The organism is Pseudomonas sp. FP2294, assembly GCF_030687625.1.
In the GTDB taxonomy this organism is placed as follows: domain Bacteria; phylum Pseudomonadota; class Gammaproteobacteria; order Pseudomonadales; family Pseudomonadaceae; genus Aquipseudomonas; species Aquipseudomonas shahriarae.
In genome coordinates this window covers 3992185-4015232 of sequence record NZ_CP117441.1, presented here as the reverse complement: position 1 = coordinate 4015232, position 23048 = coordinate 3992185, and the positions used below count along the sequence as shown (strand labels likewise).

The 23048-nt window shown below is 59.4% G+C and carries 24 protein-coding genes and 2 pseudogenes; 15 read left to right on the top strand and 11 right to left on the bottom strand.

Annotation, left to right across the window (positions count from 1 at the left end):
- Positions 1 to 35: 35 nt before the first annotated feature.
- Together PSH73_RS17905 and PSH73_RS17900 are read right to left on the bottom strand one after the other, a co-directional pair.
- Positions 36 to 758, bottom strand: coding sequence for a glycerophosphodiester phosphodiesterase (locus PSH73_RS17905; RefSeq protein ID WP_057438531.1), 723 nt, complete (start codon positions 756 to 758; stop codon positions 36 to 38).
- Between the two features lie 43 nt (positions 759 to 801).
- Positions 802 to 1386, bottom strand: coding sequence for a PilZ domain-containing protein (locus PSH73_RS17900; RefSeq protein WP_057960293.1), 585 nt, complete (start codon positions 1384 to 1386; stop codon positions 802 to 804).
- 94 nt (positions 1387 to 1480) lie between these two features.
- On the opposite strand from PSH73_RS17900, the gene PSH73_RS17895 reads away from it, so the two are divergent.
- From PSH73_RS17895 to PSH73_RS17885, 3 genes are read left to right on the top strand one after another with little or no spacing between them, the layout of a single operon-like run.
- Positions 1481 to 2731 carry a lipoprotein-releasing ABC transporter permease subunit gene (locus PSH73_RS17895; RefSeq protein ID WP_057438533.1) on the top strand — a complete coding sequence of 417 codons (1251 nt, stop codon included), beginning with the start codon at positions 1481 to 1483 and terminating at the stop codon, positions 2729 to 2731.
- Positions 2732 to 2738: 7 nt separating this feature from the next.
- Positions 2739 to 3422 (top strand): lipoprotein-releasing ABC transporter ATP-binding protein LolD, encoded by a 684-nt coding sequence (lolD, locus tag PSH73_RS17890; protein ID WP_019818240.1) that lies wholly within the window; start codon positions 2739 to 2741, stop codon positions 3420 to 3422.
- A 58-nt stretch (positions 3423 to 3480) separates the two neighbouring features.
- Entirely contained in the window at positions 3481 to 4725 is a 1245-nt protein-coding gene (locus PSH73_RS17885) for a lipoprotein-releasing ABC transporter permease subunit (protein ID WP_057438534.1), read from the top strand.
- A gap of 105 nt (positions 4726 to 4830) precedes the next feature.
- Here the strand turns inward: PSH73_RS17885 and PSH73_RS17880 are convergent, their stop codons facing one another.
- Both PSH73_RS17880 and PSH73_RS17875 read right to left on the bottom strand, forming a co-directional pair.
- Positions 4831 to 6195, bottom strand: coding sequence for a heavy metal sensor histidine kinase (locus PSH73_RS17880; RefSeq protein ID WP_057960292.1), 1365 nt, complete (start codon positions 6193 to 6195; stop codon positions 4831 to 4833).
- Positions 6192 to 6872: a heavy metal response regulator transcription factor gene (locus PSH73_RS17875; protein ID WP_057438535.1), complete on the bottom strand. Its 681-nt coding sequence runs from the start codon at positions 6870 to 6872 to the stop codon at positions 6192 to 6194. Before PSH73_RS17875 ends, PSH73_RS17880 begins: the two co-directional genes overlap by 4 nt.
- 156 nt (positions 6873 to 7028) lie before the next feature.
- Between PSH73_RS17875 and PSH73_RS17870 the strand changes: the two genes are divergently transcribed.
- Positions 7029 to 7553 (top strand): plastocyanin/azurin family copper-binding protein, encoded by a 525-nt coding sequence (locus PSH73_RS17870; RefSeq protein ID WP_057960290.1) that lies wholly within the window; start codon positions 7029 to 7031, stop codon positions 7551 to 7553.
- Positions 7554 to 7620: 67 nt separating this feature from the next.
- Positions 7621 to 8451 carry an NADPH-dependent 7-cyano-7-deazaguanine reductase QueF gene (gene queF, locus PSH73_RS17865; RefSeq protein ID WP_057438537.1) on the top strand — a complete coding sequence of 277 codons (831 nt, stop codon included), beginning with the start codon at positions 7621 to 7623 and terminating at the stop codon, positions 8449 to 8451.
- A gap of 136 nt (positions 8452 to 8587) precedes the next feature.
- Here queF and PSH73_RS17860 read toward each other — a convergent pair whose 3' ends face one another.
- Both PSH73_RS17860 and PSH73_RS17855 read right to left on the bottom strand, forming a co-directional pair.
- The gene (locus tag PSH73_RS17860; protein WP_057438538.1) at positions 8588 to 8854 is read right to left on the bottom strand and encodes a DUF4404 family protein; all 267 of its coding nucleotides are present in this window, start codon (positions 8852 to 8854) and stop codon (positions 8588 to 8590) included.
- Positions 8855 to 8964: 110 nt separating this feature from the next.
- Positions 8965 to 9576, bottom strand: coding sequence for an HAD family phosphatase (locus PSH73_RS17855; RefSeq protein WP_198817780.1), 612 nt, complete (start codon positions 9574 to 9576; stop codon positions 8965 to 8967).
- A 196-nt stretch (positions 9577 to 9772) separates the two neighbouring features.
- Here PSH73_RS17855 and PSH73_RS17850 point away from each other — a divergent pair, with 196 nt between their 5' ends.
- The gene (locus PSH73_RS17850) at positions 9773 to 10459 is read left to right on the top strand and encodes a VacJ family lipoprotein (RefSeq protein WP_120733785.1); all 687 of its coding nucleotides are present in this window, start codon (positions 9773 to 9775) and stop codon (positions 10457 to 10459) included.
- 59 nt (positions 10460 to 10518) lie between these two features.
- Here the strand turns inward: PSH73_RS17850 and PSH73_RS17845 are convergent, their stop codons facing one another.
- Positions 10519 to 10815: a PilZ domain-containing protein gene (locus PSH73_RS17845; protein WP_032863288.1), complete on the bottom strand. Its 297-nt coding sequence runs from the start codon at positions 10813 to 10815 to the stop codon at positions 10519 to 10521.
- Positions 10816 to 11092: 277 nt separating this feature from the next.
- Between PSH73_RS17845 and rssB the strand changes: the two genes are divergently transcribed.
- Complete coding sequence (rssB, locus tag PSH73_RS17840; protein ID WP_120733783.1) at positions 11093 to 12274, top strand: two-component system response regulator RssB; 1182 nt, start codon at positions 11093 to 11095, stop codon at positions 12272 to 12274.
- A complete protein-coding gene (gene rssC, locus PSH73_RS17835) occupies positions 12274 to 12756 on the top strand; it encodes an anti-sigma factor antagonist RssC (RefSeq protein WP_029293846.1) in 483 nt (160 codons plus the stop codon). The genes rssB and rssC overlap by 1 nt, the downstream gene beginning before the upstream one ends.
- Before the next feature lie 130 nt (positions 12757 to 12886).
- Here rssC and tal read toward each other — a convergent pair whose 3' ends face one another.
- The 3 genes from tal to PSH73_RS17820 form a co-directional block, all read right to left on the bottom strand.
- Positions 12887 to 13813: a transaldolase gene (gene tal, locus PSH73_RS17830; RefSeq protein ID WP_057438541.1), complete on the bottom strand. Its 927-nt coding sequence runs from the start codon at positions 13811 to 13813 to the stop codon at positions 12887 to 12889.
- 229 nt (positions 13814 to 14042) lie between these two features.
- A complete protein-coding gene (gene dusA / locus PSH73_RS17825) occupies positions 14043 to 15038 on the bottom strand; it encodes a tRNA dihydrouridine(20/20a) synthase DusA (RefSeq protein WP_057960288.1) in 996 nt (331 codons plus the stop codon).
- A gap of 131 nt (positions 15039 to 15169) precedes the next feature.
- The gene (locus tag PSH73_RS17820; protein WP_305461123.1) at positions 15170 to 15901 is read right to left on the bottom strand and encodes a hypothetical protein; all 732 of its coding nucleotides are present in this window, start codon (positions 15899 to 15901) and stop codon (positions 15170 to 15172) included.
- A 375-nt stretch (positions 15902 to 16276) separates the two neighbouring features.
- Between PSH73_RS17820 and PSH73_RS17815 the strand changes: the two genes are divergently transcribed.
- The 7 genes and pseudogenes from PSH73_RS17815 to PSH73_RS27060 form a co-directional block, all read left to right on the top strand.
- Positions 16277 to 16978: a transcriptional regulator gene (locus PSH73_RS17815; protein WP_057960365.1), complete on the top strand. Its 702-nt coding sequence runs from the start codon at positions 16277 to 16279 to the stop codon at positions 16976 to 16978.
- A 5-nt stretch (positions 16979 to 16983) separates the two neighbouring features.
- Positions 16984 to 17769, top strand: coding sequence for a PhzF family phenazine biosynthesis protein (locus PSH73_RS17810; protein ID WP_057960286.1), 786 nt, complete (start codon positions 16984 to 16986; stop codon positions 17767 to 17769).
- 533 nt (positions 17770 to 18302) lie between these two features.
- A pseudogene (locus PSH73_RS17805) lies at positions 18303 to 18500 on the top strand (DsbA family protein); the annotation flags it as partial.
- A 93-nt stretch (positions 18501 to 18593) separates the two neighbouring features.
- On the top strand, positions 18594 to 19319 hold the full coding sequence (locus PSH73_RS17800) for an IclR family transcriptional regulator (RefSeq protein ID WP_057438547.1): 726 nt from the start codon (positions 18594 to 18596) through the stop codon (positions 19317 to 19319).
- A gap of 20 nt (positions 19320 to 19339) precedes the next feature.
- Complete coding sequence (hutG, locus tag PSH73_RS17795; RefSeq protein ID WP_128592902.1) at positions 19340 to 20278, top strand: formimidoylglutamase; 939 nt, start codon at positions 19340 to 19342, stop codon at positions 20276 to 20278.
- A 58-nt stretch (positions 20279 to 20336) separates the two neighbouring features.
- On the top strand, positions 20337 to 21545 hold the full coding sequence (gltS, locus tag PSH73_RS17790) for a sodium/glutamate symporter (RefSeq protein WP_057960284.1): 1209 nt from the start codon (positions 20337 to 20339) through the stop codon (positions 21543 to 21545).
- Between the two features lie 59 nt (positions 21546 to 21604).
- Positions 21605 to 21816, top strand: a pseudogene (locus PSH73_RS27060) (hypothetical protein); the annotation flags it as partial.
- Positions 21817 to 22045: 229 nt separating this feature from the next.
- Here PSH73_RS27060 and PSH73_RS17785 read toward each other — a convergent pair.
- Positions 22046 to 22594 carry a cytochrome b gene (locus PSH73_RS17785; RefSeq protein ID WP_115128669.1) on the bottom strand — a complete coding sequence of 183 codons (549 nt, stop codon included), beginning with the start codon at positions 22592 to 22594 and terminating at the stop codon, positions 22046 to 22048.
- Positions 22595 to 23048: the final 454 nt, after the last annotated feature.

Here is a 23048-nt window from a genome sequence, read left to right as displayed (position 1 = left end):
CGGCCGGTGGCCTGAGCCGGCCGGGGAGACCGATTTCAGTAATTCCCGAGAGTGGCAGTGGCCAAACCGGGAAAGTCTGTAATCAGGCTATCTACGCCGAAGTCGGCGAGCCTGCGCATCAGCGCGGGTTCGTTGACTGTCCACACGGACACGTGCAAGCCCTGGCGCTGGGCTTTCTCCAGTCGCTCGGGAGTGCACAACGTCCAGTTCAACGCCAAATACTCACAGCCATAGTTCTGCGCGACCTTCAGCGGGTCGAGCCAGGCGTATTCGGCCACCAGTCCACGGGACAGGTCCGGCGTCAGCTCCAGGGCGGCTTTCAACACTTCCCGCGAGCTTGAAGTCACGGTGACCTTGTCCAGCAGGCCAAAGCGCTGGGCCATTTCCCGGATCGCCAGTACGGTGGTCGCGGCGCGGGTGCGCGAGGCGCTTTTGACTTCCAGTTGCCAGTGGTCGAAGTCGCACTGCTCAAACAGCTCTTCCAGGCGCGGGATCGGGCAAGGGGTGACCCAGCCTGGGCCGCCTTTGCGTGCGTCCATCTTCACCAGGTCGGCGGCGACGTACTCCACCACCTTGCCGCGTCGGTCTGCGGTGCGCTTCAAGGTCGGGTCGTGGATCACCATCAACTCGCCGTCCATGGACAGGTGCAAGTCCAGTTCGCAACGGCGCACGCCGTGCTTGAGGCATTGCTGGAAGCTGGTCAGGGTGTTTTCCGGTGCTTCGCCTTTAGCGCCGCGGTGGCCATAAATCAGGGTCACAGTTGCTCCTTTTCGCCAGGTATATGGCTGGATAAATACGAAATCAGGTGTCTTGGCCGTCGCTTTGTTCCCGAGCCAGGCGCCGTTCCTGGGCCTGTTTTTGCAAAATATAGCGAGCCAGTAACTGGCGCTGGGCGTCAGTCATGGATTCGAATTCGGTACCGATGTCAAAACTGTCGCCCTTGGGATCGCAATGGGTGACCTTGGCCCGCAGCAGCAGGCCCAGCGCCTGGGGCATCAGCACCAGCTTGACCGCCAGGTGGCTGCCGGGTGCGAGTGCCGTAGGGTGTTGGAAGTCGATGCCGCCTTCGGAAATGATCACCGGCTGCGGCGCGCCGATGTCGCCCAGCAGGCTTTGCGCCATGACCTGGCTGAGCAAATCCATGCGTTTGTTCTGCACTTTGAGGAAGGCGGCGAGGGTGCGGTCGCGCTCGCCGAGCTGGCGCAGCAGGTGTTGGGACTCGAATTCGCTCAGGTGCAGTTCACTGAGCAGGTTGAACAGCGGGGAATCATCCAGCAACACTTCCTTGCTCGCCGCTTGCGGGGCCGACAGGCTTTTGATTTGGAGTGCGATCATGTCGTCGATACGGTAGTATTCGCGGCGATCTTCTTCATCTAATGTCGTCATGGCGAACCCCAGGTAACGGTAATGGTCTGAGTGTAAAGCTGCTTACCAGACCCCGCCACCGGGACGTCTTCTTTTCCTCCGAACAAGCCCCGACATGTTCAGACCTCTCTTCGTATTTATCGGCACGCGTTATACCCGTGCAAAGCGTCGCAATCATTTTGTGTCGTTCATTTCCCTGACCTCCATGATCGGACTCGCCCTGGGCGTCGTCGTAATGATCGTGGTGCTATCGGTGATGAATGGCTTCGATCATGAGATGCGCACCCGCGTGCTGGGCATGGTGCCCCACGCGACCATCGAGTCCGGCGAGCCCCTGGGCGACTGGCAAGGCCTGGCCGACAAGGTCAAGCAGAACCCCAAGGTGCTGGCCGTCGCGCCATTTACCCAGATGCAGGGGCTGTTGACCAACAATGGCAAGGTGCAGAAAGTCCTGCTCAACGCCATCGACCCGGCACAGGAGCGCAAGGTCTCGATCATTGATCAGTTCATGCAGCAGGGCCAGCTCGATGCCCTGTCGCCTGGCAGCTTCGGCATCGTGATCGGCGACCGTGCGGCGGCCAAGCTCGGCGTGGCCATTGGCGACAAGCTGACCTTCGTCGCCCCGGAAGTCACCGTAACCCCGGCGGGCATGTTCCCGCGCATGAAGCGCTTTACCGTAGTCGGCATCTTTCATGTCGGCGCCGGCGAAATCGACGGCTTCCTCGGCCTGACCAACCTTACCGACCTGGCCCGCCTGCATCGCTGGAAGCCGGACCAGGTGCAGGGCCTGCGCCTGAAGTTCAACGACCTGTTCGAGGCGCCACGCGGGGCCTGGGAAATCGCCCAGCATCTGGGTGAAAGCCAGTACTACGCCCGTGACTGGACCCGTACCCACGGCAACCTGTACCAGGCGATCCGCATGGAAAAGGCCATGATTGGCCTGTTGCTGTTGCTGATTGTCGCCGTGGCCGCCTTCAACATCATCTCCACCCTGGTGATGGTGGTGAACGACAAGAAGGGCGACATCGCCATCCTGCGCACCCTGGGCGCCACGCCGGGGCAGATCATGGCGATCTTTATGGTCCAGGGCACGGTGATCGGTGTGGTCGGTACCTTGATCGGTACGGCCGTGGGGATCTTCGCCGCGCTGAACGTCAGTGCTGCCATCGCCGGCGTCGAAACCCTGATCGGCCACAAGTTTCTCAACGCCGACGTCTACTTCATCGACTATTTGCCATCCCAGGTGCAGAGCCAGGATGTGTTGATGGTCGGCGGCGCCGCGTTGGTCCTGAGTTTCCTTGCCACCCTATATCCAGCCTGGCGCGCGGCACGTACCCAGCCGGCGCAGGCTTTACGCTATGAGTGAATCGGGCATGAGTGAAAAAGCAATCCTGAGCTGCCGCAACCTGGGCAAATCCTACGAGGAAGGCCCGGAATCGGTAGTGGTGCTGTCCAACCTGCAACTGGAACTGCATCCGGGCGAGCGCGTGGCGATCGTCGGCAGTTCCGGCTCCGGCAAAAGTACCTTGCTCAACCTGTTGGGCGGCCTTGATACGCCGTCCCAGGGCAGCGTGTGGCTGGCCGGTGAAGAACTCTCGGCGTTGAACGAGAAGGCCCGTGGCCAGTTGCGCAACCGCTCCCTGGGCTTTGTGTACCAGTTCCACCACTTGCTGCCAGAGTTCACGGCCCTGGAAAACGTGTGCATGCCCCTGTTGATCGGCAAGACCGCGATCCCGGAGGCGCGTCAGCGTGCTACGGCGCTGCTGGAGCGCGTCGGCCTGGGGCATCGCCTGGAGCACAAGCCGGCAGAGCTGTCTGGTGGCGAGCGCCAGCGTGTGGCGATTGCCCGTGCCCTGGTCAACAACCCAGGGCTGGTGATGCTCGATGAGCCGACCGGCAACCTCGATTCCCACACTGCCCAGGGCATCAAGGACTTGATGCTGGAGCTGAGCACCCAGATGCGCACCGCGTTCCTGGTGGTGACCCATGACATGAGCATGGCCCGGCAGATGGACCGCGTGTTGCACCTGCAGGAAGGTCATCTGGTCGCCATCTGACCTGTTTCAGCCCGGGCATTCGTGCCTGGGTTTTCTATTTTTTCAACGGTGCCCGCGAATGTTCAGACCGTTATCGATTTTTATCGGCACGCGCTATACCCGCGCCAAGCGCCGCAACCGTTTTGTCTCGTTTATCTCGATGACCTCGATGATCGGCCTCGCCCTGGGCGTGCTGGCGATGATCGTGGTGTTGTCGGTGATGAATGGCTTCCAGCGGGAAATGAGCTCGCGCATTCTGGGCATGGTGCCGCATGCCACCATCGTCGGCGTCAACCCGATCAGCGACTGGCAGCCCGTGGCCGCCGCCGCTCTGAAAAACCCCGAAGTGACCGCCGCTGTGCCGTTTACCGAGATGGAAGGCATGCTGTCCTATAAGGGCTCGATGCAGCCGATCCAGATCAGCGGGATCGACCCGGCCCAGGAAGGCAAGGTGTCGATCGTCACCCAGCATATCGTCCAGGGCAATCTGGAAAACCTGCAGCCGGGTGAGTTCGGCGTGGTGATCGGTGAAATCACCGCGCGCCGTTTCCGCTTGAATGTGGGGGACAAGCTGACCTTGATCGTCCCGGAAATCAGCACTGCGCCCGGCGGCATCACCCCGCGTATGCAGCGTTTGAACGTGGTGGGGGTGTTCAAGGTGGGTGCCGAGCTGGATGGCTCGATGGCGCTGATCCACGTCGCCGATGCCGCGCAAATGCTGCATTGGCAGCCGAACCAGGTGCAAAGCGTGCGCCTGGCGGTCAAGGATCTGTACGCGGCGCCGAAAGTGTCGGCGGACATTGCCGGCAGCCTGGGCGCCGCCTACAAGGCCGATGACTGGACCCACACCCAGGGCAGCCTGTTCAGTGCAATGAAGATGGAAAAGACCATGATCGGCCTGCTGTTGCTGATGATCGTCGCCGTCGCCGCGTTCAATATCATCGCCACGCTGATCATGGTGGTGAACGACAAGGGCGCGGACATCGCGATCCTGCGCACCATCGGCGCCACGCCACGGCAGATCATGGCGATCTTCATGGTCCAGGGCACGGTGATCGGTATCGTCGGCACCCTGATTGGCGGCGTGCTGGGAGTGATTGCCGCGCTCAACGTCAGTGAGCTGGTGGGCTGGATGGAGCGCGTGACCGGGCAGCATATCTTCAGTTCGGACGTGTACTTTGTCAGCAACCTGCCTTCGGAGCTGCAAGGTGGCGATGTGTTGCTGATTTGCAGCGCGGGGTTTGTGTTGAGCTTTCTGGCGACGATCTACCCGGCGTATCGGGCGGCGAAAATTGAGCCGGCGCATGCCCTGAGATATTCGTAGGTCTTGAGATCGCTATCGCAGGCAAGCCAGCTCCCACATTTGACGGTGTTCGCAAATCAACATGTGGGAGCGGGCTTGCCCGCGATGAGGCCCGCCCAGCTTGCCTCAAACCCCCTGCGGCAGCTCAATCACAAACCGCGTCCACCCCGGTTGTGACTCACAGAAAATCTTCCCCCCGTGTGCCTGCACAATCGACTGGGTAATCGCCAGCCCCAGCCCTGCATGCTCACTGCTGCCTTCATGGCGTGCCGGATCCACGCGGTAGAACCGGTCAAACAGCTTGGGCAGTAACCCCTGGGGAATCCCGGTGCCGGTGTTTTCCACGCTCAGCGTCACGCCCTGGGCGTTTTCGCTGATCCTCACCCGTACTTCGCCGCCCGGCGGGGTAAAGCGCACAGCGTTGTCCAATAGATTGGAACAAGCACGGCGCAGCATGCTGCGGTCACCGACGGTACTGGCGCTGCCGTCGCGCAGCAGGTTGACCTGGGCGTCCTCGGCCAACGGCGCGAAGAACTCCAGCAAGGCATCCACCTCGTCGGCCAGGGCCAGGGGCTCGCGCCTGGGGTTCAGCAAGCCGTGATCGGCCTTGGCCAGGTACAGCATGTCATTGACCAGTTGGGCCATCCATTGCAGCTCTTCCAGATTGCTGTGCAGCGCTTCGCGGTAGTCCTCCAGCGGCCGGGGCTGGGTGAGGATCACCTGGGTCTGGGTCAGCAGGTTGGATAGCGGCGTGCGCAGCTCGTGGGCGATATCGGCAGAGAACGCCGACAGCCGCTGGAACGCGTCGTCGAGGCGGCTGAACATGGCGTTGAAGGCCTGGGCCAGTTCCGCCAGTTCGGCGGGCATCTGTTCTTCGGGCAGGCGCTGGGTCAGGGAGTGGGCGCGTACGCGGCTGGCCACTTCAGTCATTCGCCGCAACGGACGCAACCCGCTGCGTGCGGCCCAGGCGCCGAGAAGCGCGGTGGCCAGGGCGGACAGGCCGACCGTCAGCCAGATCAGGTGCTGCATGCGCTGCAGAAAGTGTTGGTGATGGGTGATGTCCAGCATCAGGACCAACTGCGCGGAGCCGGGCTGCTCGGGATTCAACGGCGCGTTGTACACCCGGTAGCTGGTGCCGGCGCTTTGCAGGCTGTGCAGGCCGGGCGCGGTAGGCAGGTCATTGGGGATGCGCAGCGCGCTGTCAAACCAGCGCTGGCCGTCGGCGGCATTGATGCGCACCGACAGGTCGGGTTGATGGCTCAGCTCGTCTTTCAGTGCGGCGATGCGTGAAGCGAACAGCGCCGGGGTGTCGGCGCCTTGCAGGGCGCTGCGCAGGGTCATCAGCTTGCTGTCGAGCAATTGCTGGTCCAGCTCGATGAAGTGTTTCTCGCTGGCCTGGTTGAACAACACGCCCGCCAGCAGCGAGACCACGGCGGTGCAGCCGGCAAACAACAGGGCCAGGCGGCTGGCCAGGGACAGGCGCTTGATCAACTGAACCGCTCCTCCAGCACATAACCCATGCCACGCACGGTGTGTATCAGCTTGTTGGGAAAGCTGTCATCTATCTTCAGGCGCAGGCGGCGGATAGCCACTTCGATGATATTGGTGTCGCTGTCGAAGTTCATGTCCCAGACCTGGGAGGCAATCAGCGACTTGGGCAGCACTTCGCCCTGGCGACGCAGGAGCAGCTCCAGCAGGGCGAACTCCTTGGCGGTCAGGTCGATGCGCTGGCCGCTGCGATCCACGCGGCGGCGGATCAGGTCCAGGCGCAGGTCGGCCAGGTGCAGGCTGGTTTCCTGGGGGGTGCTGCTGCCTCGGCGCAACAGGCTGCGCACCCGGGCCAACAGCTCGGAGAACGCGAATGGCTTGACCAGATAGTCGTCGGCCCCCAGCTCGAGGCCGTGGACCCGATCTTCGACCGCATCCCGCGCAGTCAGGAATAACACCGGAATCTCCAGGCCGGCGCTGCGCACCGCCTGCAGGATCTGCCAGCCGGTGCGGCCAGGGAGCATCACGTCGAGGATCAGCAAATCGTAGTCGCCCGTCAGCGCCAGGTGCTGGCCGGTGGTGCCGTCGGCCACCAGTTCGGTATTGAACCCGGCTTCGGCCAGGCCCTGGCGCAGGTAGTGGCCGGTTTTGGGTTGGTCTTCGACGATCAGCAGTTTCATAGGCAACTCATGGCAACGGGTAGCAGCAGGCTTTATACCGTGTGCGCCGTGGTGCTGGCGCAACCTGACAAAGTTGTAATCTAACAGTCAGCTGGCTGGCAGCGACGCATTATTAGAGTGTCCCACAAGCGGATCCCGTACCTTTGGAGAATGAACATGTTATCGCGCAAAGCCTGGTGGTTGGTGGGTTGTCTGATGATGCTGAGCGCTGCGGCGCTGGCCGATGGTGCGCACACTTTCGCCTTTGGCGAGGCTGCCCCGGCGACCAAGGCCACGCGGACTGTAGAAGTGCTGCTGCAGGATATTTCCTTTGCTCCTACATCCCTGGATGTAAAAGCCGGCGAGACGGTGCGCTTTGTGCTGGTCAACAAGGGCCAGTTGCTGCATGAGTTCAACCTGGGGGACGCGGCCATGCATGCCGATCACCAGAAGGAAATGCTCAAAATGCAGGCCAGCGGCATGTTGACCAGCACCGGCATGGGCCAGATGGATCACGCGGCAATGGGTCATGGTGACATGGGCAGCATGAAGCACGACGATCCCAACAGCGTGCTGGTGGAGCCGGGCAAGACCGCCGAATTGACCTGGACCTTCAGCAAGGCTGGGGCCCTGGAGTTTGCCTGCAACCTCCCCGGGCATTACCAGGCGGGGATGGTCGGCAAGCTGAACGTCAGCCAGTAAACCTCGGGCTCAAAGGCGGGTGCAAAGGCTGGTAGACTGGCGGGGTTTATTTAGCCAGGTTTCCGCCATGCATCCCGCAGCCGAACATTCGCCGCTGGGCAAGTCCAGTGAATACATCTCCACTTACACCCCTTCATTGCTGTTTCCCATTCCTCGCGCCGCCAAATGGGCCGAGCTGGGCCTCACCGCCGAGACGCTGCCCTACAAGGGCGTGGACTTCTGGAACTGCTTTGAATTGTCTTGGCTGCTGCCGTCTGGCAAGCCGGTGGTGGCCATCGGTGAGTTCAGCATCCCGGCCGACTCGCCGAACATCATCGAATCGAAATCCTTCAAGCTCTACCTCAACTCGCTGAACCAGACGCCGTTTGCCGATGGGCCAAGCCTTGAGGCGACCCTGCGTGCCGATCTGAGCGCGGCGGCCGGTAAGCCGGTGGGCGTGCGCATCCGTAGCCTGGCCGAAGTGGAAGATGAAGGCGTGGTGCGCCTGCCGGGCGTGTGCATTGATGACTTGGATATCAGTGTCAGCAACTACGAGCATCCGCGCCCGGAACTGCTGCGCTGTGATGATTCCCGTGTGGTGGAGGAGAGCGTGCACAGCCATCTGCTCAAATCCAACTGCCCGGTGACCAGTCAGCCGGACTGGGGCAGCGTTGCGGTGGAATATCGCGGCGCGGCGCTGGACCATGCGAGCCTGTTGGCCTACCTGGTGAGCTTCCGCCAGCACTCGGACTTTCATGAGCAGTGCGTGGAGCGGATCTTTCTCGACCTGCAACGGTTGCTCAAGCCTGAGAAGTTGACGGTTTATGCGCGGTATGTGCGACGGGGTGGGTTGGATATCAACCCGTATCGCAGCACTGAGGATGTACAGTTCCAGAACCTGCGCCTGGCCCGACAGTAAGCTTCACACCCGGCAAATGTGGGAGCGGGCTTGCTCGCGATCGCGGTGTTTCAGTCAATATCTTCGGTGACTGATACTCCGTTATCGCGAGCAAGCCCGCTCCCACATTGGGTTTTGTACCTGGCTCGGGTTGGGATTAAATCCCCATATTGCCCAAGGCCACCACAATATTGCGCAATGTCCCGGCAATGCCCGGGTGGTCCAATTCGAAACGTTCGACTGCCAGGTTCACATCATCGGAGATGCTCGGCGGCTGGGTCGCAGGTTCCAGTTCCAGTTGCACTTCAAATTTGGCAATCAATGCTTCCAGCGCTTCGCGTTTTTCCAGCGGCAGAGGCGGCTCCTGGTTCAATTGCTCGCGCAGGATGTTGACCTGTTCTTGCAGTTTTTCGCGGGCAGGCATGGCGTTCTTCCTTTTATCAATAGGCACTGGCATAGACCACGGCACGCCGAGAAAGGTCTACGGTATGACCTGTAGATTAATCCACTGGCGGCGACTGTGCATGATCTTGATCAGGGCTTCTCGCCTTTGAGCCGGCGCAGGCTGATGTCCGCCAGGCAGGTGCCCAGCTCACCCAGATGATCAATCACCGAGTGCACGCCGAGGCCGTACAGCGCGACGGTAGCTTTGGCGCGTTTGTGTTCGCGCTCCTGTTCGCTCAGGGCTTGCCATTGGCTGGGGGGCAGCCCGCACAGTGAGCCGCAGGACGCCAGGCCAATGGTCCAGAGCCCGGCGTTGAGCCCTGCTTGCAGCAGCCGGGGCTCGCCGCTGACCAGTACGCAGCCATCCAGGCGCTGGATGTTCAGGTCCATCAAGGCTTGCCAGCAGGCATGGGGCGCCGGCCAGGGTGCGGTCGCAGGGAGGGTGCCTTGGATCCAGTCCGGCAGGGCTGCGGCCAACGGCGTGGTGACGGTGGGGGGCAGCTCATCCAGCCAGGCGCAGGGGGTGCCTTGACTGTTGAGCCATTGCAGGATGTTCAGGGCGCCAGGGGTGGTCAGGGCTTCGCCGGTGGGGATGGTGTCGGCGTGGGCCATGGAACCGAAGTCCACCAGGCAGCCACTGAGGCCAAAGAGTACGGCGGTCAAGGACGGGGCGTTGTCTGCAGCGATCTGGGGGTGGGGCATTGGGACGTCCCTGAAAATAGCTGTGACGCTATCGGAAGCCCATGACAAGCAGATGACACCTGATCTTGGATGTAGGAGTTTTGTATATTTGCTGAATGACAATTCCGTCAAGCTGCCTAATCTTACACTTCCGTCATATACTGCCGTCTTATTCAGGGCATAGCGCCCATGACAGATCATTCAAGGAGTTCAAGCTATGCGCTGGAGCCAGTGTCTTGCTCAACTATCGGTATGTGCCAGTGTGTTGCTGGTGCCTTTCGCCGCCCAGGCTGCGGAAGACGATCCATGGGAAAGCATCAACCGCCCGATTTTCACCTTCAACGACACCGTTGATACCTACGCCCTCAAGCCATTGGCCCAAGGCTATCAGTTCATCACCCCGCAATTTGTCGAAGACGGTATCCACAACTTCTTCCGCAACATTGGTGATGTGGGTAACCTGGCCAACAACGTCCTGCAACTCAAGCCATACCAGGCGGGTGTCGATACTGCACGTTTGCTGGTCAATACCACGTTTGGCGTGCTCGGCGTCATCGACGTAGGCACCAAAATGGGGCTGCAACGCAGCGACGAAGACTTCGGCCAGACCCTCGGCTACTGGGGCGTGGGCAGCGGTCCGTACGTGATGCTGCCGCTGTTGGGCCCAAGCACCTTGCGTGATGCGCCGTCCAAGTACGTCGACAGCTACACCGAACCGTACCGCTACATGAGCGATATCCCTACACGCAACAGCGCCCTGGGCCTGGATATCGTCGATACCCGTGCGAGTCTGCTGTCGGCTGAAAAGCTGATCAATGGCGACAAATACACCTTTATCCGCAATGCCTACCTGCAGAACCGTGAGTTCAAGGTCAAAGATGGCAATGTAGTGGATGACTTTTAAGGTTAACCCTTGAATGAAAAAGGCGGCCTTCGAGGCCGCCTTTTTTGTGTGCATTAATTTCAGTACATCTTGAGGATTTTCAGGCCCAGGTGTTGGTCGTCACCTTCTTTCCTGGCCCAGACCACCTCGGTGTCCGCCTCCAGGCCTTTAAGTGCAGCGTGCTCTGAGTCAATACGCACCTTCAGTTGGTCGCCCACGTTGAACGGGTGCTGGGCCTGGACCTGCATGCCAGAGCTGGAGAGGTCCAGGCAGACGCCGGCAATCTCTTGCCCGGCATGGATCAACGACACGCCGGCATCCACACGCATGCGGATGAAATCGCGCTTTTCTGCATAGTCACGTTCATTTGCGCTCATAGCTTTCATCCTTCCATTGCGTTGTGGTTTTGCCTGTTCTTATAACTCCCGGTGATTTGCGATGTAAAGACGTCCAGCGACCATCGGCATGAGCTTGAAACCCCTGGCGGATGGGAGTACCGTCTGCGCCTTAGAAGGGCACCTCTGCTTTACCTTTGTGCGTGAGCCAAAAGCTCACCTTTTGTAGGACAGAGAGGCTAGAAAGCGAATCCAGTAGTGCGAGCCGGGCCATTGCCTGACTGCCTACGCCAACCTAATTCTGGCGCCGTTTGCCCACATGCAAAAAACCAGTGCCACGCTGCTGATAATCGATGACGACGAAGTAGTGCGCGCGAGCCTCGCGGCCTATTTGGAAGACAGTGGCTTCAGCGTCCTGCAGGCCGGCAATGGTCTTCAGGGTCTCCAGGTGTTCGAGCGCGACCAGCCCGACCTGGTGATCTGCGACCTGCGTATGCCCCAGATGGGCGGCCTTGAGCTGATCCGCCAGGTAACCGAGCTTGCTCCGCAGACGCCGGTGATTGTCGTGTCCGGTGCCGGGGTGATGAACGACGCCGTGGAAGCCTTGCGCCTGGGCGCTGCCGATTACCTGATCAAGCCCCTGGAAGATCTGGCCGTACTGGAGCACTCGGTGCGCCGGGCACTGGATCGTGCCCGCCTGCTGCTGGAAAACCAGCGCTACCGCGAGAAGCTCGAAACCGCCAACCGTGAACTCGAAGCCAGCCTCAACCTGCTCCAGGAAGACCAGAACGCCGGTCGCCAGGTGCAGATGAACATGCTGCCGGTGAGCCCCTGGAGCATCGACGAGTTCCAGTTCGCCCACCAGATCATCCCGTCGCTGTACCTGTCGGGGGATTTTGTCGACTACTTCCGCGTGGATGAGCGCCGGGTCGCGTTCTACCTGGCCGATGTCTCCGGGCACGGCGCATCCTCTGCATTCGTGACCGTGTTGTTGAAGTTCATGACCACACGGCTGTTGTTCGAATCCAAGCGCAACGGCACCTTGCCGGAGTTCACTCCCTCGCAAGTGCTGGGCCACATCAACCGGGGCCTGATCAGCTGCAAGCTGGGCAAGCACGTGACGATGGTGGGCGGCGTGATTGATGAAGAAACCGGTCTGTTGACCTACAGCATTGGCGGTCACCTGCCATTGCCGGTTTTATACACTCCAGACAGTGTGCGTTATCTGGAAGGGCGCGGTCTGCCGGTTGGCTTGTTCAATGAAGCCACCTATGAAGACCACGTCCTGGAGCTGCCACCGGCCTTCAGCCTGACGCTGATGTCCGATGGCATCCTGGACCTTCTTCCAGAGCCTACACTCAAAGAGAAAGAAGCCGCCTTGCCCCAACGGGTCAGGTCGGCGGGCGGCAGCCTGGATGGCCTGCGGCAGGTTTTTGGATTGGCCACGCTAGGGGAGATGCCGGATGATATCGCCCTATTGGTGTTGAGCAGGAATCTTTGATGAGTACCGGAAGAATCCAATTCGCCGAGCAAGATGGGACCTTCGTCCTGAAGTTTGTCGGTGAAGTGCGCCTGACCCTGTGTTCGGCGCTGGATGCAACGATTGAGCGGATTTTCACAGCCTTGAATTTCTCGGCGATCGTGATCGATCTGACCGAAACCCGCAGCATCGATAGCACCACCCTTGGGCTGTTGGCCAAGTTGTCCATTCTGTCGCGGCAGAAGGTCGGACTGCTGCCGACCGTGGTCACCACCCACGAAGACATCACCCGGCTCTTGCAGTCGATGGGTTTCGACCAGGTGTTCAACATCGTTGACCGCCCGATCCCCTGCCCGGAATGCCTGACCGACTTGCCTTCCCAGGACCAGTCCGAGGAAGTGGTGCGGCTCAAGGTGCTGGAGGCGCACAAGATCCTGATGGGCCTGAACGAGTCCAACCGCGAAGCGTTTCACGACCTGGTCAACGCCCTGGAGCGTCACTGATCTCGCTGTGAGCACGGTCAACATGTGGGAGCTGGCTAGCCTGCGATAGCGCCAGCCCAACCAACACAAATTGAGCTACAAAAAAGGGCGGCATCCGTTAGGATGCCGCCCTTTTTGCCGCCCTCGCTTTTTACAGCTTGGCGCTCAACAACGCTTCCAGCTTCTCCTGGTCCCGAGCAAACTGACGAATGCCCTCTGCCAGCTTCTCAGTGGCCATCGCGTCCTCGTTGGACTCCCAGCGGAACTGCGCCTCTGTCATATGCACACGGGGTTCACCGGCATGGCCTGGCGCTAACTTGCGCTCCAGCTTGCCATTGTCGGCCGCCAGCTTCTCCAGCAAGTCCGGGCTGATGGTCAGGCGATCGCAACCGGCCAACTCTTCGATCTGGCTCAGGTTGCGGAAGCTCGCGCCCATCACCACCGTTTTGTAGTCATTGGCCTTGTAGTAGTTGTAGATGCGGGTTACCGACTGCACACCAGGATCATCGGCACCGGTGTAGTCGTTGCCATTGGCCTTTTTGTACCAGTCGTAGATACGACCGACAAACGGCGAAATCAGGAACACCCCGGCTTCAGCGCAGGCTACGGCCTGGGCGAAGGAGAACAACAGGGTCAGGTTGGTCTGGATGCCTTCTTTCTCCAGTTGCTCGGCGGCACGAATACCTTCCCAGGTGGATGCGATCTTGATCAGCACGCGGTCGCGGCCGATACCTGCCTTTTCGTACAGGTCGATCAGGCGATGCGCACGCTTGAGTACCGCGTCCGTGTCGAACGACAGCCGCGCATCCACCTCGGTGGAGATGCGCCCTGGCACCACCTTGAGGATCTCCTGGCCCACAGCCACCGCAAAGCGGTCACTGGCCAGGCCGACATCGCCGTTGCAATCCTGCACGCAGGCGTCCAGCAGCTTGGCGTAAGCCGGAATGGATGCGGCTTTGAGCAAAAGGGAAGGGTTGGTGGTGGCATCCTGCGGCTTGACGCGAGCGATAGCTTCAAAATCGCCAGTGTCGGCAACTACAGTGGTGAATTGCTTGAGTTGTTCCAGTTTGGAAGTCATGGGCGTGCTCTGTCCTATGGGTCTGATGACATTACCCGAGGGCCGATAGCCGCTCAAGGGCGCAAACGCGTTCGATCGTTTGCGAGGGCAATAACCTGAAAACAGTCGTTTGAATGACCGACCGTGCTGCTAGATAGGAGGGCAAAATCGCTATCAGGTTCAACCAGCAACGCGATCAGAATGTGGGAGCGAGCTTGCCCACGATAGCGATGGACCCGTCGCCGCTCCGTCAACGGCCTTCCAGCAACGCTCCGGCCTGATCCAACAACGCCAACGGATCCGCGGCCTTGTGAATATCCACCGACAACAACTGCCGAAACCTGCGCGCCCCCGGAAACCCGGTGCCCAACCCCAACACGTGCCGCGTAATGTGATGCATCGCGCCACCGGTGGCCAGGTGCTCGGCGATATACGGCCGCAACTGCGCCAACGCCTCGGCCCGACTGATCACCGGCGCCGTACTGCCAAACAACTGCTGATCCACCTCTGCCAGCAAATACGGATTGTGATAAGCCTCACGCCCGAGCATCACCCCATCAAACACCTGCAGATGCTCTGCGCATTGCTCCAGCGTCTTGATCCCGCCATTGAGAATAATCTCCAGCTCGGCAAAGTCGCGCTTCAACTGCGCCGCCACGTCATAACGCAGCGGCGGAATGTCCCGATTCTCCTTGGGCGACAACCCCTCCAGAATCGCAATCCGCGCATGCACGGTAAAACTGGTGCACCCCGCGTCCTTCACCTGCCCGACGAAATCACACAACTGAGCATAACTGTCCCGGCCATTGATCCCGATGCGATGCTTCACCGTCACCGGAATCGACACCGCATCCCGCATCGCCTTGACACAATCCGCCACCAGGGCAGGGTGCCCCATCAGGCACGCGCCGATCATATTATTCTGCACCCGGTCGCTGGGGCAGCCGACGTTCAGGTTCACTTCGTCGTAACCGGCGGCCTCAGCCATGCGCGCGCACGCGGCCAGGTCGGCTGGAACGCAGCCGCCCAGTTGGAGGGCGAGAGGATGCTCGGCTTCATTGTGACGCAGGAAGCGTTCGTGGTCGCCGTGGAGAATAGCGCCGGTGGTGACCATTTCGGTGTAGAGCAGGGCGTGCTTGGAGAGCAGGCGTAGGAAGTATCTGCAGTGACGGTCAGTCCAATCCATCATCGGGGCGACGGAGAAGCGACGGGAGAAAGCTTGTGGTGGAGCTGTGTGCTGGGGCATGAGGATCTGAGGTGAGCTTTGCGAAGGGGAGGCAGTTTAACAGGAATGGGTTGGTGGGGATGGGGGAGCTTCTTTGGGAGGGATTGTTGTGTTAAATAAATCTGTCCCCTTTCCAGAAGTCGTCGATACAACTACCACCGCCTCCACCACGCCTTCTGAGCAACCACCTCAGGCTCCAGCGAGGCGATCTTAGAGCCTGCAATCTTTATCGGTGCGACGTCCATACCATCGAATCTACCTAGACCCAGAGGGGGGCTTTCTGCTTGTAGAAAACGAGTGGTTTCTGCTGAAGCCACCGCATGCAGTAACGACGAAGGCGATATATTCCGACTCAAGACGTGAATGCCGCTCTCTGGATCATGCAGACTACTTGCGTCGGTGCCTTCTACGCCATCTATCAGAAGCGGCTGGATCATGACCATCCCAAGCTCATAGGTGATATCCAGATCACCGCAAACGCAACGCAGCCTTTGCAGTTCACCATTCGACGATACGCATACAAAATCCAGCCCGTCGTCATCCGTGCAAAAGCTGCAAACGTGTAATTGAAGGTTTTTGCTTAGCGCTAAATTCACATTCAGGAAAGCTCTCTTGAAGTAGTCGGCTAGCTGAGCATCCTTAAGCACTTTGTATATCCGCGATAGCGCTGCCAATTCTTGAGGGAGCTCAAGCGGTACATCCTTGATGGGTGGCATAGACGTAAAGGGCCATTTCCGTTCTTCGCCAGCCTTGAACGTGTCTAAGTAGAACGACGTGGCGTTTTCATCCTGGTGTAATGACCAACCAATGCTCATCGGCAAAGTAGAAAGTGGTTCTAACTCCGGCTTCACATTCATCGCGTGAGCAACGACAAGGGACCCCATTTTTTAGATCCTTCAGGTACAGGGCTGAATCGCTCCAAGCATAGTCGATACTTGAGAGTGTGCTATCGGCCGATTGCCGCCAGTCATGAGGGGCTGGGCGTCAATGATTGGAAGTAGTGCTGGTACCCAAGTGGTACGCAGCTTTCAGATCGGCACTGTAGGGCAAGGAATACGTAGCCTACAGAATTAGCAGTTCCAATCCATCACCGAAAAGGCTGATGTTTTGCGCTCGTGACCGGCAGCACTCTGGGCCCAAAGCTGCCTATCAGGAAAGCCACTGAACCGATTCCGAAATGCCAATAATTCAACAAAAAGTTGATAGATCAACGAGTGGTTGATATTTTCGTCGCCTTCGATAATCACTTGAAGGCACCCATGAAGGTCTCTGAAGCCTCACCAGCCGAGCGACAGCTGATTCTTGACGTGCTTCATAGCACCCTCAAAATGCTCAGTAATGCGCTAGGACTTCATACGGAAATTGTGTTGCATGACCTGACCAACCCCGAGCGATCCATTCTTGCTATCGCCAATGGTCATGTTACTGGAAGAAGGGAGGGCGGTTCATTGTTGGGAGGCCCGCGCCAGGACGCGGGGTTTATCGCCGTCAGGCGTGCGATGGAGGATCACTCAGGCACCGATCCTGTATTGGTAGAGAATTACCCTACAGTTGCGCCTGACGGTCGCCCGCTGCGCAGTTCCACTGTGGTGTATCGCGACAGCAGCGGGCAACCTTTTGCCAGTCTTTGCATCAATGCCGACTTGAGCGGTATTGCTGCTGCCCACGCCTTGCTCGGAGGGCTTCTGGGCCTGGAAGGCGCTCCAGAGTCACGTGGCGATGAGCCGAGAGATATGGAGCAGATGATGGCGGAAATCATACAGGTTGCTTGTCCCGGCGGTGCCGTACGGATGAAAAAACTTCAAAAACTTGAAGCGGTGCGGCAGATGCAAGATCGCGGGATATTCATTGTCAAAGGCGGGATTGAGAAAGCCGCTGCCGCGCTCGGCGTTACCCGATACACCATCTACAACTACCTGGAGCAGATCCGGGCTACAGAAAATGTTGGCAGGCAGGAATGACCAGAATGCAATTCGATATTTTCCAGGTGGACGCTTTTTCCTCTGAGACTTTCGGCGGCAACCCGGCGGCGGTCTGTCCGCTGGAGGTCTGGCTGCCTGATGCGACGCTGCAACAGATCGCAGCAGAGAACAACTTGTCCGAAACCGCGTATTTGGTGCGCAACGGTGAGGTGTTCGAGCTGCGCTGGTTCACCCCCACGGTGGAAGTCGACCTTTGCGGCCACGCCACCCTGGCGGCGGCCTGGGTACTATTTGAACAGCTTGGGGAAAGCAGGGATATGCTGCGCTTTTCCACCCGCAGCGGTGAATTGCGAGTGCGCCGCGAAGGCGGGCGCCTGGCCATGGACTTCCCGGCCAAACAGCCGGAAGCCGTAGCTGTCCCGCCAGGCCTGCTGCAAGCCTTGGGCCTGAAACAGGTCGATGCGCTTTATCGAACAGACGATTACCTAGTGGTGGTCGAGGATGAAGCCATCGTTGCAGGCCTCAATCCCGATTTCGTAGCTCTGTCTGCGTTCGACGTGCGGGGTGTCGCTGTAACCGCGCCGAGTCGTAACTTCGACTTTGTCTCTCGCTGGTTCGGGCCTCGGGTTGGGGTGAACGAAGACCCGGTCACCGGCTCGGCCCACACCTCACTAGCGCCATACTGGGCCAAGCGCTTAGGTAAGCGCAGTCTGAGAGCCGAGCAAGGTGGGGCACGCAAGGGCCAGTTGCACTGCGAAGTCCTGGACAGCGACCGAGTCATTATCAGCGGCCACGGGGCGCTCTACCTGCGGGGCACGATCTATATTTAACGCCAGCTCATTCGGGCGAACTTGCTCAACAGAGGAGTGAGCGCCCCTGCGGCGCTCATACTTCTGCGACCACACTTCGAAAGTGTCTTCTGTAAATTTAACAGAGCAGCAAAGGTCAACGAACGGCCGAAAAACCACTCGCTGTGGTGAGTAGGTTCTCCGGTGGCGATCGTGCGTGAGTTCAGGCGAAGGGAAACTCCGACTTTTTCAACACAATCGACCCATAACAGCCCTTCGCAAAGCGCAGCTTTCGCCATTACTTTTCGTGCAGAGCCTAGGGCTCTATACGGGCAAGGACCGTGCAGGGCTACTCGCAAAGGCCCGAGAGATTGGTCTGTTGAGGTACGCGCGGCCCTGAAGGAGGGACGGTGCGCCCGAAGCTCAGGCAGGCAGGAGAAATCACTGAGAATCCATATAGCTGCATTGAAAAGCACTATAGGCAGATTAATTTATTAATCGGTAATCGCGACACTAACACAGGATTTTCTCGCCTGATTATCAGATAGAAATGTTTGAAACGCCTATACATCTAGCGCGCCGCCGAGATTCTCGCCTCTGATGAATATGCCGCTGAAGTTCGTGAGCAGGAGCAACTGTGGATATCTCGTGGCGTGAGTTCGGTGCCGACCATCGTGTTCAACGATCAGTATGCAGTCAGTAGTGGGCAGCCGATGGAGGCGCCTGTTCACGCGATTCGGCAGATCATCCGTGAGACTCAGGCTGACCGCTGATCGTTATCTGCGGGTTTTTTCCCACTCAGTGGGAATCTGGTTTCAGTTAATGGAAAACTCGGTGCACCATGCCCGAAAGAGCATGAGGCCGATATGAACTACAACACGCCCACTGATCGCTTGCTGCAAATCCTCGTCACTCTGGGGCAATCCAGCGAGGCGATCTCCGCCAAAGAACTGTCCGAGCAACTGGCACAGCCGCTCAGCAGCACTTATCGCCATCTCAAGACCTTACTGCGCTGGGGGCTTGCCGAAGAGAACGGTCAGGGTCGCTATTTGCCAGGGCCAACCTGTTTGCAACTGGCCAAGAAATTCGACCGCGAAGCCGTGCTGGTGACCCTCGCCAAGCCGGAACTCAAGCGCCTGGCCGAGCAAAGCCAGGAAAGCGTGGCGTTAATGGTGCCCAGCAATGGCCAGGCGATTTGCATCGAGCTGGTCGATAGCCCACAACCGCTGCGTTGCTGCTACCAAAAAGGGCTGGCCCAGCCGCTGTTGGTCGGTGCATCGGCGAGAGTGCTGTTGGCCTATATGGATGAGGCGCAAAGCCTGTCGGCTCTGTTGGCGCAAGGCGTCGAAAGCGAGGAAGTCGCCACGTACCAGCGCAGTTTTGCCGATATCCGCGCTGCCGGTTATGCCGTGAGTGTGAGTGAAATCGACGACGGCATTTGGGGTATCAGCGCGCCGTTGCTCGACAGCCGCAATCGCCTGCTAGGCGCCATCAGCCTCATGGCTCCTGCCTCCCGGGCGCACACCCGCAGTGAACGCCTGATCCGCTGGACCCAGGACGCGGCCCTGCGCCTGAGCGCTCGGCTCGACTGAATTTGACTGGAGTTTCAAGCATGACTGCTGTTTCTGACATACCCCTGTGGACAGGTCGTATCGACGCTGGCGAAGGGCAGGCTGCGCTGCGCTGGCATCAATGGGTCAAGCCCTTCTGCGAGGGTCAGTCTGCGGGTGCCGCACTGATTGGGCTGGCCTGTGATGAAGGAGTCAGACGGAATCAAGGACGCACCGGCGCCCGTCTTGGCCCGTCAGCACTGCGCAAGGCGCTGGCCAACCTGGCGTGGCACGGCCGGGCGCCGCTGTATGACGCGGGCGATGTGAGTTGCACCGACAGCAACCTCGAAGGCGCGCAGCAGATTTACGCTCACCACGTCAGCTATCTGCTCAACCAGGGGCATTTGCCGTTGGGGTTGGGTGGCGGCCATGAAATCGCCTTTGCCAGCTTTAGCGGCCTGGCCGATCACCTGCGCCAGGCCACCCCGCATGCGCGGATCGGCGTTCTCAACTTTGATGCCCACTTCGATCTGCGCCATGGGGAACAAAGCAGTTCGGGTACCCCTTTCCGCCAGATAGCCGAGTACTGCCAGCGTGCACGGATGCCGTTCACCTATTGCTGCCTGGGTGTCAGCCAGTTGAACAACACCCAGGCGCTGTTTGAGCAGGCGCAGCGACTGAATGTGCGTTACCGCCTCGACCGGCAAATGAACAGCTGGGACATACCCGCCTGCGAAGCGATGATCGATGAGTTCTTGCAAGACGTCGATCACCTCTACCTGACCATCTGCCTTGATGTCCTGCCCGCCAGCCAGGCGCCCGGTGTCAGTGCGCCGTCTGCCCATGGCGTGGACATGCAGATCGTCGAGCACCTGATACGCCATGCCAAGGCCAGCGGCAAATTGCGCATGGCCGATATCGCCGAACTCAACCCGGGCCTGGATATCGACAATCGAACCGCCCGCATTGGTGCGCGTCTGCTTGCCAGCCTGATCGATTAAGTTTTTCCGTAAATCCCTGAAACCGCTTGTTGAATCATAAGAAAAAGAGAAATTCGCCATGCTGACATTCGAACTGGATGCGCTGAGCACCCTTGCTCTCGCGCTGCTCCTGCTGGGCCTGGGTGCCCAACTGAAAAAACGTAGCTACTGGCTGCGTCACCTGTGTGTACCTGCACCGGTGATTGGTGGTTTTGGTTTTGCCTTGGTGATCTGGCTGTTACGTGATCAACAACTGCTCAACCTGACCCTCGACACCAGCCTGCAAACCCCGCTGATGGTGGCGTTTTTCACCACTGTCGGTTTGGGGGGTAGCCTGGGTTTGCTGCGCAAGGGGGGCAAATTGCTGTTTATCTACCTGGGTGCGTGCTGGGGCCTGGCGCTGGTGCAAAACGTGGTGGGTGCCAGTGTTGCCAAGCTGCTGGGCATCGATCCGTTGCTGGGCATCATGGCCGGCGCGGTGTCACTGGAAGGCGGTTTTGGTGCGGCGGCAGCTTTCGGGCCGATTGCTGAAAACCTCGGTGCGGTCGGTGCGACCACTGCAGCGCTGGCAGCTGCAACTTTTGGCATGGTGGCAGGCGGCTTGCTGGGTAGCCCGCTGGCGCGCTGGTTGATCGAGCGCAACAAACTCGTGGTCAAGGCCGAAGCCGTTGGTAGCCTCAAGGCGTTCGAAGAAGTGGTCCATACCCCGCCGCCCGCGCTGGATGCTGCCACCTTGTTGCGCTTGTTGACCTGCATTGTGGTGATCATGGTGCTGGGATTCTGGCTGGGCTCCAGCTTGCAACAGCATCTGGGTATCGTGCTGCCGAGCTATGTGGGCGCCATGTTCGTCGCGATCATCCTGCGCAACCTCAATGACCGTGCTCAGGTTATCGAGATGCCCGACCAGGCCGTCAGCACCATCGGCGATGTGTGCCTGGGCATGTTCCTGACCATGGCAATGATGAGTCTGAAGTTTTGGGAGCTGGAGAAGCTCGGTTTGCCGCTGCTGGTGATTCTGGTGGTGCAGGTGGTGATCATGATTTTGCTGTGCGTGTTCGTCCTGTTCCGCCTGTTTGGCCGCAACTACGACGCGGCAGTCTTGTGCGCGGGCTTCATGGGGCATGGGCTGGGCGCGACGCCCAATGCAGTGGCCAACATGGGCGCCATTTGTGACCATTACAAAGTGTTCTCGTACAAAGCCTTCATCATCGTGCCGCTGTGCGGTGCCGTGCTGATCGACATTGTGGCTATCCCGATGATCACCTGGTTTATCAACGCATACAGTTGAGAATCACCTGGTTGCTTCATTGCTAAATCGCGCCGAAGCCATCGCCGGCAAGGCGGCTTCTGTGTTGTGGGAGCCGACTTGCCGGTCAGGCGCCGATTGCCCGGCGTTTGGCCAGCGGCCATGCCATGCGCATAGACATGCTGGACCCGAGCCCCGGGCCCCGGGCCCGAAGCTGCGCCGGTGGTCCACCGAAAAAACCTGGAAGCGCTTCACCCAACGCCTGGCGCAACGGCCCCTGCCAACCAATGGGCGCCCGGAAATTTTCCTGCTGACGCCCGTACAAGGCTCTGAATATGGCCAAGCCGACGCGCTGATCGAAGGCTTACAAGGTTATGACTCAGATGCCTTCGTGGAGTTGATACAGCGCAATGGGGCTGAAGCCGTCATCCCCTCAAGAGGGAATCGTCTGACGCCCCGAAAGCTGGATCGACCTACCTACAAGGCACGTAATCTGGTGGAGCTTTTTTCTGAGGAGAGTACGGTTCCGGTGCCTTCCCACATCACTCGACGCGCCCCGGCAACATCCCCGCCAGTACCTTGTCCTTATCAACAAAATGATGCTTCAGCGCCACCATCACATGCCCACCTACCAGAGCGCCGCATAACCACGCGCTGTAGGTGTGAATCGCTTTTGCCAGGTCATAGAGGCTTTTATCCGGCTCCACCAGCGGCGGCAGCAGGAATAGGCCCGCAACCAGAATGGGTTTGTCAGCCACCGAGCTCCAGTACCACCCGGATATCGGCAATCCGAGCAGTGCCACGATGTACAGCAACAGGTGGCCAATAAACGCTGCACGCTTGAGCCGTGGTGTCATCGTATCGGGCATCGCCGGTGCTGCATGGGTCAGGCGCCAGGCGATGCGCAGGACGATAAGCAATAGCAGGGTGCTAGCCATCGCCTTGTGTAAAAACGTGAGTTGATGCTGCGGGTTGAATTCATCGCGCCAGTGAACGGCGACAATTCCCACCAGCCAGGCGGCAATCCAGATGAGTGCCATGCCCCAGTGCAGCCATTTTGCCGTGGCCGTATAGCTTTTTGTCTGTGTCATCTGGATGCGCGCCTGTGTTTTGGGTAGGCGCGATTATCGACAATTGGGCAGGGCGGAAAACCGTAAAAACTCGATGATTCCCATCGGCTTTTCTGATTTTCAGCATTTCTCTCCATCCTGCCGGGACTACAAGCGCCGGGTCACAGGATGCCCTATTCCTCAGGTGGCGCTGAACCTGTCGCGAAGACGACCACCAAGTCCAGAACAGACGCCCGATCCCGCCGGAGCATGATATTCTGCGCGCCATCTTGGTCTATCCTTTCTCTGGTACGCACTCCCGAATGCGTACCGGCAGAGAGCTGTCGCCGAGGTAGCTGAAGCCAATAATGATAAAAAGTCAGCGCAGAAGGGACATAAAAGTGAGGTCGATACGTCGGCCTTGTGTGCCCACCCTGCAGTTCTTGCGAGTACGGGACCCGGCCAGACATTGCCTGATGTTTGGCGTACTACGGTT